This is a genomic window from Flavihumibacter sp. CACIAM 22H1, assembly GCF_001601815.1.
Classification (GTDB): domain Bacteria; phylum Bacteroidota; class Bacteroidia; order Chitinophagales; family Chitinophagaceae; genus Flavihumibacter.
This window is the reverse complement of sequence record NZ_LUKG01000071.1, coordinates 1-3,630: the sequence shown is the minus strand read 5'-3', so window position 1 is coordinate 3,630 and position 3,630 is coordinate 1. Positions and strand designations below refer to the sequence as shown.

Below are 3,630 nucleotides of genomic sequence, written 5' to 3'. Positions count from 1 at the left end.
GTGTATACGGTGGCGAAAGACCAGTATTCCCAGTTGAATAACCGGATAAAAAAGGGCCTGTGCAACACCTTATCTAAAAGGCTCATGAACTTATTTCAGAATAGGTGAACGCATCCAGGACAACCTCAAACTGTTCCCCGTTTTGTAAATCGGTATAATACATGCTGGCTTTTTCCTGTAACCATTCCATGCAGGTAATGCTTACCGTAAGCATTTCGTTCTGACGGTTCATTCGTAAGTCATTGGAGGTATCACCTTCCCCGCCGAACCGATGAAATAACTGAAGCGCAGCTGCATCGGGCTCCGGATGCTCTGCCAGCCAATTCCTGAACCAATTCCTGCGGCGTATAATAGCAGCTTCCTCATACAAGGTTACGGACGACCAGATATGTGCTTGCAGGGGAGATAAATAACGGGTTGTTTTGGAATTACCATCCCATATATTTTCCTGCAATATGCCATCCTGGAATACGACCACGGTAAATGGTTCTATCTGATCCAGGTTTACCTGGTCAAAGCCCTCCAGCAACTGGTCAGCAGAACAAATTTCAAGAAAAACCAACCCCCGGCTTTTTCTGTAAGGATATTCCGGCACATGTTTTTTCCATGCTCCGTTCAACAGCACAGCCATATGACCATTGGGTTTCATAGAAATCCAGGTACCCTGGCCATCCGGATCTTTCGGAAACAGAAGATTGGCCCCGTTTACCTGGTACCACCTGGGTGGAAGAGCGCTGGCTCTTTGTTTTTTTTCATCCCGATTTGAGCAAATTAAGGCACCGCCTGGTACCGGCAGAAAACTCACTGTGCACATGACCGCTGGTACTTTAAGGTGGAGGAAGCAACACCAAAACCTTCCGGGATCCGGATACCGGATATCTCCAGTAAGCCTACCTTTATCAATGCCATATGATGGATGGTATGTTCCAGGTTATAGGCAATTTCCCGGTAAAAATTAGTATCCAGCTGTACCTGCTCATGCGTTTCCGTATCAAAACCGGCGTATAATTTCAAGGGCCTGTTCGATTGATGGATCTCTGTTTCAACAACAGCCAGCAGGCTGGCGGCAAATTCTTTATCACACTCTATACGAATATCGCGTTGGCGCGCTTCATAGTTGACCATATTTTGTGATACGCCGGTTAAAAGGCATTGATACATCTCAATAATATGGCGGGTATGCTGGCCAATAGTAGCTCCTGAAAGCGTAGCACAAGATTGAGTATATTGAGCATCGGTCAATTGATCCATGATATCCCTCATTTGACCAAATGCATTCTTAACAGCTAACTGTAAATGCATGAACGTTTAAATATTGGTTTCGAATTTACTCTTTTTTAATTCGTATTCACTTACCGATAAAATATTTATCTGGCAAGCACTTTTAACCGAACCACCACATCGTCCGATAGGCTGATACTGCTCCCTCCTACCCCAAAATCTCTCCGGTTAATGGAGAACTTACCTTCAAAAAGAACGCCATCTTTTTGTTCCCGGGCGGTAAAATTCAACAAAAAACGCTTCGTTACCCCCTTTATCGTGAGATTGGCTGTCATTGTATACGAATTCGGGGCGCCGGCGGATTTAAGCGCAGATCCCGCCAGCGAAATGAGGGGAAATTTTTCTGTATTAAAGTATTTTTCTCCCCGCAGGTGACGGTTTCGCATATTGATTCCTGTTTCTATGCTTGCCGCCTCTACCGAAACCAACATTTTTGCAGCAGATAGGTTGTTTGGATCGAATTCGATAGAACCTTTTAACCCACTCAAGCTTCCATCCACACCGGCGCCAAAATTATTGATCACAAAACTAACGGAACCGGCAGCATCCACCGGTTTTAGTGCCTGGGCAGTTAAGATGCCGGGCAGCAGCAGCAGCAAAAAAACCAAAGGTTTCATCATATCCCAATTTAAGGAATATGTAAGTTCCGGGGTCAGATTTTCCGTCGTAGCAACTTATTCCTTTCTCCCCAGATCAAAACCAGGCAGGCGATAAATACCAGGCAGGCATAACTAAAAAGAAGGGCGTCTCCATTAACTACAATACCCAAAATGGTGAGGTGAAAAAAGATTGCGCCGGCCATTAGTCCGGCTCCCAGCAGAGCGCCAAACCTGGTATAAGCCGGCCATAGTAAAAGGATACCTGCTGCCAGCTCAAGCAAACCGGTAAGTATTCTTCCCCAGGGCTCCATTCCTAACTTTGTAAATAATTCGACCGATTCGGGAGCAGCAGTAAACTTAAAATAAAGTGTTTGAAGTAAAAGGATAGCGGCAACAAGGCGGCAGATCCATTGAACCCAACTATTTTTCATACTAATTTGATTTGCCTTTTTAACGGATAATTTTTTCCCAGTTAGCATCTCCCTTGGCTTTAAGCACGGATTCTTTTTTGTTCCAGCTCAGCAAAGTATTGGTAAAGTATTTATTATAGAAGAGATAGAGTTTGCCATCAATCAGCTTAAAGGTATCGGGGTCAACTTCCACTTTTTTACCAGAATCACCCATGGCAAAAGCGCACCATCCGCCGTAGGCAGGTTCAAATTTTTCGGGATTTTTTCTAAATATCTCCTTATTCTCCGCAGATGCAAATAGCCATACCGCCCCTAAATGGGTTACTGCAAATCGGGCAGTTCCCTTCACCGCTTTTTGCTGGCTATGGTAAGCCACCGCATCGTACCCTTGCAGGGCCATGCCTTTTTCCAGGTTCCAGTGGGTGGCAGCTGTTTGGGGCCTTGCAGGCAGGTAAAGAAAGAGCAGGTAGACAAAACTGAACAATGGTTTCATAACCGGTATTTATAAAATAAAAATAGCCCCCTCTTTCCTGGCATTTTGTCGGCTAGCCGACAGCAACCAGCTTTTGCAGGGCTTTAACATCCGGTACAGAAATGGTTTTCCGGGTAAAAAATACCCATCCAGCTGCTTCAAATTCACTGATCAGCGAAGTTACCGTTTGGCGAGACGAACCAATAAGATCGGCAATATCTTCATGCCGTAAAAAATTTGACACAACAGCGGTGGAACCCGGCTTTATTTCCTGGTTAATTAATTGAAGAAGAAAGCCGGCCAGGCGGCTTCTGACATCTTTGTGAAGTAATTCTACCAGCCTTGTTTCTACTTTTTTTAATTGATGCCCCACCAGCTTACTATACCGCAAGGCAATGCCTGGCTTCTGCTGTAAGAGCCGTTCAAAATCTTCAATATTAAACGCACACAAACTAACATTTCCTTTGTATGCCTGGGCAAACTCACCCCGCAGGTTATTTCGCTCCAGGGTTATCTGGCCAAATACCTCTCCTTTGCGAATGATTTCTTTAACAATTTCCCGCCCGCTTTCGTCGATGTAGCCAATTTTTATATACCCTTCTTTCAAAAAGTAGAGTTTATTGTGGAGGTGAGATTCAAAATAAAGATACTCATTGCGTTTGGCTTCGATAAAATGGTGGATCAGGTTCAATTCTTCATACTCCTCATCTGAAATATCGGACCAGAGATTATAATTCCGGATCAGCAATAACTGTTCATCCACCCCCATAAAGTTTTTGTTTACACCAAATTAGAAAATTTCAGGGGTTTCGGAAAAAAGGAGATATCGATCAATTCCTATAGATTTACAAAAAATACGATTCTATGC

6 protein-coding genes are annotated in these 3,630 nt (G+C 44.0%); all 6 read right to left on the bottom strand.

The features are described 5' to 3' along the window. Positions 1-82: 82 nt before the first annotated feature. Positions 83-814, bottom strand: a complete 732-nt coding sequence (locus tag A1D16_RS16660) for an NRDE family protein (RefSeq protein WP_290711562.1) — start codon at positions 812-814, stop codon at positions 83-85. Then, the gene (locus tag A1D16_RS16655; protein ID WP_290711560.1) at positions 802-1,302 is read right to left on the bottom strand and encodes a DinB family protein; all 501 of its coding nucleotides are present in this window, start codon (positions 1,300-1,302) and stop codon (positions 802-804) included. Before A1D16_RS16655 ends, A1D16_RS16660 begins: the two co-directional genes overlap by 13 nt. Positions 1,303-1,367: 65 nt before the next feature. Beyond that, positions 1,368-1,901 carry a YceI family protein gene (locus tag A1D16_RS16650; RefSeq protein ID WP_290711558.1) on the bottom strand — a complete coding sequence of 178 codons (534 nt, stop codon included), beginning with the start codon at positions 1,899-1,901 and terminating at the stop codon, positions 1,368-1,370. 32 nt (positions 1,902-1,933) lie between these two features. Next, positions 1,934-2,311 (bottom strand): DoxX family protein, encoded by a 378-nt coding sequence (locus A1D16_RS16645; protein WP_290711556.1) that lies wholly within the window; start codon positions 2,309-2,311, stop codon positions 1,934-1,936. A 19-nt stretch (positions 2,312-2,330) separates the two neighbouring features. Continuing rightward, on the bottom strand, positions 2,331-2,783 hold the full coding sequence (locus tag A1D16_RS16640; RefSeq protein ID WP_290711555.1) for a YHS domain-containing (seleno)protein: 453 nt from the start codon (positions 2,781-2,783) through the stop codon (positions 2,331-2,333). A 52-nt stretch (positions 2,784-2,835) separates the two neighbouring features. Continuing rightward, positions 2,836-3,531, bottom strand: coding sequence for a Crp/Fnr family transcriptional regulator (locus A1D16_RS16635; protein ID WP_290711554.1), 696 nt, complete (start codon positions 3,529-3,531; stop codon positions 2,836-2,838). Positions 3,532-3,630: the final 99 nt, after the last annotated feature.

Bases quoted from the DNA above. Each gene is read 5' to 3' on its own strand.
- A1D16_RS16660 (WP_290711562.1), bottom strand. From the start codon at position 814: ATGTGCACAGTGAGTTTTCTGCCGGTACCAGGCGGTGCCTTAATTTGC.
- A1D16_RS16655 (WP_290711560.1), bottom strand. From the start codon at position 1,302: ATGCATTTACAGTTAGCTGTTAAGAATGCATTTGGTCAAATGAGGGAT.
- A1D16_RS16650 (WP_290711558.1), bottom strand. From the start codon at position 1,901: ATGATGAAACCTTTGGTTTTTTTGCTGCTGCTGCTGCCCGGCATCTTA.
- A1D16_RS16645 (WP_290711556.1), bottom strand. From the start codon at position 2,311: ATGAAAAATAGTTGGGTTCAATGGATCTGCCGCCTTGTTGCCGCTATC.
- A1D16_RS16640 (WP_290711555.1), bottom strand. From the start codon at position 2,783: ATGAAACCATTGTTCAGTTTTGTCTACCTGCTCTTTCTTTACCTGCCT.
- A1D16_RS16635 (WP_290711554.1), bottom strand. From the start codon at position 3,531: ATGGGGGTGGATGAACAGTTATTGCTGATCCGGAATTATAATCTCTGG.